Raw genomic sequence first — 4,989 nt, 5'->3', positions numbered from 1 at the left:
GCTGCGTTACAGTAGGTAACAATGTGTATAATTAATGCTCACATTTTCGTTATTGGAAAAACCTTATATTTAACAAACTGATTTACCACGACTGAAAATCATACGGATTCTCATTCGCACAAATCATACACTAAACCGTTGTGAGTAATATGAAAAAACATTTAATTTCAACAACATTAATATTTGGATTTATTTGTTGTTATTCTCAGAATATAAAAGTGAACGGAAAAATACTTTTGGAAAATGAAGATGACAGAAATAATGTAATACAAAAAACAAAGGTTATTTTATCACAGAACGGAACGGAGCAATCTACTAAAGTAAATGAAAACTTAGAATTTTTCTTTGAAATTGAAGGATTCAATGATATAGAAGTCACTTTTGAACCGAAAGGAATGGGAAACATTTCAGGACGCTTTTACACCTTCAAGAATTCCGAATTAAGGAAAAAAGATACTATCTCATTGAAAATCCCGTATTCCCTTACTTGTAAATACGATAAATCAAAAGATAACAAGACTTGTCCAACATGTGAAAGAGAAGATGAAGTTATTCCAATTGCATACGGATTGATTGCTGAAATCACCAAAAAAGGTGAAGAAAAGCAAGAGAAAAAGTATAAATCTGGTGGTTGTGTAATTTCTGATTGTGATCCTAACTGGTATTGTAAAAGAGATAATCTTGAATTTTGATATTAATAAGGCAAATAAAAATCCAAAATGGGTAAAATCAATTGTGAAATACATGGAGAAAATGTAATTGCTCTAATATCAGAATATCATCATGAAAGAATGGGTATTGGGAAAAAATGTAAACTTTCAGAAGTAAAAACCATTATCGTAGATGATAAAGAAGGCCTTTTTAATGGTCATTATCAAGTAGATCCATACTTGATAAGAGAAATTGGAATACAAAATTCAAGAATTGATGTTCAATCAGATTTTAAGAAATATGAACTAATGTTTAACAAACTATCGCCAGTTTGTCCCATGTGCCTCAAAGAATACTTAAGTAAAATCTAAAATACTACTCACAACAACGTGTATAGTCCATTGCTCTTGTTGGTTAAGAGAAAGAAAAATTCTTACATAAAATTCACTATATTTAAAACACGGAAATCAGTGCTGAAACGCGCACGTTTTCCATCGGAAAGCCAGCCGCACGCGTGCGCTGTCATTCCGCAACAAACCATACACAAACACGTTGTAGCACATTAACCCTTTTAAGTTCAATGAAGAAAATCATAGTCGTTTTAATTCTTTCAACAATCGGATTTACATCTTGTATTAAAGTTGAAGAGGATATCAAAAAAATCAAAATTGCAGAACAATTCTATGATGCTCTTAATACTTCTGAAAAAGCAAAAATCGAAAAATTAATTACTTCTAAATTTACAACTATTGACGACGGTTTTGAACAAATTTATTCTCAAGGAGAATTTGCGGAATGGATGCGTTGGGATTCAGTATTTGAACCTACTTATGAAGTTTTGGAAATTGAAATAAATAACGGAGTTGTAAAAACTAAAATTTCGAAAACTGATAAAAGAATATCTTTTCTTCACAACGAACCAATCGTAACTGAAGAAGTTATGCAATTTGACAAAAATAAAATAATGAATGTAAATAGAAATTCAATAGTGTTTGATGTACCTCGATTTGTCAAGAATAGAGATGAGCTTATTATTTGGATAAGGAACAACCATCCTGATTTAGATGGATTCATAAATAACCAAACTGAATCTGGCGGATTAAATTACCTCAAAGCAATCGAATTGTATAAAAACAAGGATTAACGTTCTACAACAACGTGTATAGTGCATTTCTACCGAATTTTTCCAGTGGAAAAATTCTCACTTTAATTAACTATATTTATTTCAGGAAACATTTCGTTGGCTCAGCCTCTCGCTTTTGTTTCCCAACGCGGAATTTTCGCCAGTCAAAGCTGGCTCATCCAAGCGCAAAAGCGCTCGGCTGAAATCCCGCAACACACCATACACGAACACGTTGTGTATAATTTTATTGAAAAACAGACTTTTCAAGAATAAAATAAAACATTTAAAAAAAAAAGAATATGGCCATATTTGGAATAGGAGCTTACTATTATGGAACTACTGATGTTAGCAATGACTTTTTAACAAATAATATTGTTGGCACAGGTTGGGATGTAAATGCAGCACCTGAACTACATAGATATTTTAAATCATTAAAAGTAGGAGATATCATTTACATTAAGGCTGCATTTGGACCTGCAAAATATATTTCCGTGAAAGGTATTGGAATCATATCTGATAATGAAATATTGGACACAAGCCATCACCATTTGACAGAAATTGGTAGAAATGTAAAATGGGTTAAAAAAACACAGTTTAAACTTCCTAAACCAGTAGAAAAAAACAACGTGAGATCAAATACTGTTTATGAAGAATTTCATCCAAATATCCAAGAAGAGATAATCAAAAGAATATAGCTAGTTTCATCATAGCTTAAATAAAACTATGCACAACACCGTGTATAGTTTATGGCTTGGTTTGTAATAGAAGGAATAATTCTCACAAATATTTATATCTTTATTTAATCGGAAAACTTACAGGTCAGAGCCTTACTGTTTTCCTCCAGCGGATTTTTCGCCACGAGTGGCTCATCCGAAGCTAAAACAGCTTCGGCTCAATCCGCACAAACCATACACGAACACGTTGGCAACAATATAAAACAAAACAGTCCGTTTCATATCTTATTTAACTTACATCAAAAAATAAGATGATTAAAAAGCTTCCCATTTTAATTTTAATGATTTGCATTATATCGTGTAAAAAAGAAAACACAATCGCTGAATTAGGAAAGCCAGTTCCAAACTATAAGTTTAGTAATATTCTCAATAGCAAACAGAAAGAAATTTCGTTAAATGATTTTAAAGGTAAACCTGTCATATTAGAGTTTTGGGCAACTTGGTGTGGGCCTTGTATTCCTGCAATGAAAAAATTGGACACCTTACAAAAAGATTTTGGAGATAATATTGAAATCATTACTGTTTCAAATGAAAGCAATGAGCGATTAGAAAAATTTATAAAAAGCTCAAAAACGTCATTAAGGGTTGTTTCAGATACAACTCATTCGGAATTTTTCAAATACAAAGTTATACCTCATTCGATAATTATTGATAAAAATGGTATCGTCAGGGCAATTACAAGTCCAGAAAAAATCAATAAAAAAGTGATTGAAAATCTGTTAGCAAATAACGAAATTGATTTGAAACTAAAAGATGATTTCTACATAGACCCAAACCTAAAAGTAGAAATTATAAAAACTATTTCAAATTCGGATTACAGTATTGAATTAAAAGGTTACGACCAAGAAAAAAGAGGTGGTTTTAAACCATTAGTTGACGCAGATGGGAATACCAACGGAATAGAGATGTGGAATACTACTATTCCGAGGCTTTATCAAAATTTATTTGATATTGCTTCACCAAGCAGAATTATCTTTAAGGATAGTTTGAGCGAAGATGATTTCCCTTATGAAAAAGAACATCAATATAACTTTAGTATTCAGGTTTCTGATGAAAATCAAAAAAGATGGAGGGAAATTGGAAGCCGATTTCTTAACGAGAATTTCGATGTAAATGCTAAAATGGGTATTGAATCTTTAGAATGTTATGTACTTAAAAATGTAGATAACACGATAAAACAATCCGACTCTGAATCGACTGAATTTATGTTTATGGGTACAACTCTAAAAACTAAAAAAATTAAAATGTCACGATTGGCAGAATATTTAGAAAACTTTACACCTATCCCTGTTTTGGACAAAACAAACTTGAATAAAGAATACGATATTCATTTGGAATGGCAAGCCGAAGACCCTAAAACAATACATTCTGAATTAAAAAAATATGGACTGGAATTAGTCAGAGCAGAAGAAAAATTACCAGTTGAAATATTGGAAGTCTATAAAAAGAAATAAATACTGTTGCCAACAACGTGTATAGTTAATGCGTACTGTTGGCTAAGCAGAAGATTTTTTCTTACTTTTAATCAAAACAACAAAACTGAAAAACCACGACCGCTCAGCCGTCGCGCTTTTTCCCAAACGGAATTTTCGCCAGCCAAAGTCTGGCTCACCCAAACGCAAAGCGCTCGGCTGAAATTCCGCACAAACCATACACGAACACGTTGGCAGTAATTTAAACAACAAAATCTTAATAACTAAAATCTAAAAAATGAAATTAAAAAACATTCTACTATTAACTTTAGTCCTAATCTCTATGGCTACAGTAAGTGCTCAAAAAATTAAACTAAAAAAAGGATTTGTATTTATTGATAATGAAAAGGTATTTGAATTTGAAAAAAGAGCAGCAGCTTCTGAATTTTCGCTTTATACAATTGGTAAAGAACAAGAGATTTTATTTATTTTAAGAAATAACAATGAAACAATAGGATATGGTGATGATGATTTTAATCAAATTATTTTCATTAAAGACAACCGCAAATTGGAAACTGCTTCGTTAAGGGGTTATTCCTTTAAATACTTTATTCAAAAACTAATCAGTGAAAAGGTCTTAGATATAGAAGGCAATATAGATTCAAATAAATTAGATACATTTTTCAGCAAATACGACGAGCAAATAACCGAAAGAACAATCCGGAATTAAAACTACAGCCAACAACGTGTATAGTGTATAGCTAGGTTAGTAATAGAAGGAAATATTCCCACAAATTCATATCTTTAAAAATCGGAAAACTTGCAAGTCAGAGCCTTGCTGTTTTCCTCCAGCGGATTTTTCGCCACTCGTGGCTCATCCGAAGCCAAAACAGCTTCGGCTCAATCCGCAACACACCATACACGAACACGTTACCAACAAAAGTGCAGAAATGTGATTCAGTCTACATTTTCGACTGAATTTACTCACATTTTAATTCTGATTTTTAAATCTTAATATGTTCGGATTTATCCTTTTTTGGCGAGTATCTATTCTTTTCGTTTCTAGCTT

The 4,989-nt window shown here is 31.8% G+C and carries 6 protein-coding genes; all 6 read left to right on the top strand.

Going from position 1 to position 4,989, the window contains the following annotated elements:
• Positions 1–149: 149 nt before the first annotated feature.
• The 6 genes from AB9K26_RS00625 (at position 150) to AB9K26_RS00600 (ending at position 4,650) form a co-directional block, all read left to right on the top strand.
• The gene (locus AB9K26_RS00625; protein ID WP_369970614.1) at positions 150–692 is read left to right on the top strand and encodes a hypothetical protein; all 543 of its coding nucleotides are present in this window, start codon (positions 150–152) and stop codon (positions 690–692) included.
• A gap of 27 nt (positions 693–719) precedes the next feature.
• Positions 720–1,022, top strand: coding sequence for a hypothetical protein (locus AB9K26_RS00620; protein ID WP_369970613.1), 303 nt, complete (start codon positions 720–722; stop codon positions 1,020–1,022).
• A gap of 209 nt (positions 1,023–1,231) precedes the next feature.
• Positions 1,232–1,795 (top strand): hypothetical protein, encoded by a 564-nt coding sequence (locus tag AB9K26_RS00615; RefSeq protein ID WP_369970612.1) that lies wholly within the window; start codon positions 1,232–1,234, stop codon positions 1,793–1,795.
• Between the two features lie 278 nt (positions 1,796–2,073).
• On the top strand, positions 2,074–2,469 hold the full coding sequence (locus tag AB9K26_RS00610) for a hypothetical protein (RefSeq protein ID WP_369970611.1): 396 nt from the start codon (positions 2,074–2,076) through the stop codon (positions 2,467–2,469).
• 320 nt (positions 2,470–2,789) lie between these two features.
• Positions 2,790–3,962 carry a redoxin domain-containing protein gene (locus tag AB9K26_RS00605; RefSeq protein ID WP_369970610.1) on the top strand — a complete coding sequence of 391 codons (1,173 nt, stop codon included), beginning with the start codon at positions 2,790–2,792 and terminating at the stop codon, positions 3,960–3,962.
• A 256-nt stretch (positions 3,963–4,218) separates the two neighbouring features.
• Positions 4,219–4,650, top strand: coding sequence for a hypothetical protein (locus AB9K26_RS00600; protein WP_369970609.1), 432 nt, complete (start codon positions 4,219–4,221; stop codon positions 4,648–4,650).
• Positions 4,651–4,989: the final 339 nt, after the last annotated feature.

This window comes from Psychroserpens sp. XS_ASV72 (assembly GCF_041224425.1).
Classification (GTDB): domain Bacteria; phylum Bacteroidota; class Bacteroidia; order Flavobacteriales; family Flavobacteriaceae; genus Psychroserpens.
The sequence above is the reverse complement of the archived record's forward strand: the minus strand, read 5'-3'. Positions and strand labels throughout refer to the sequence as shown.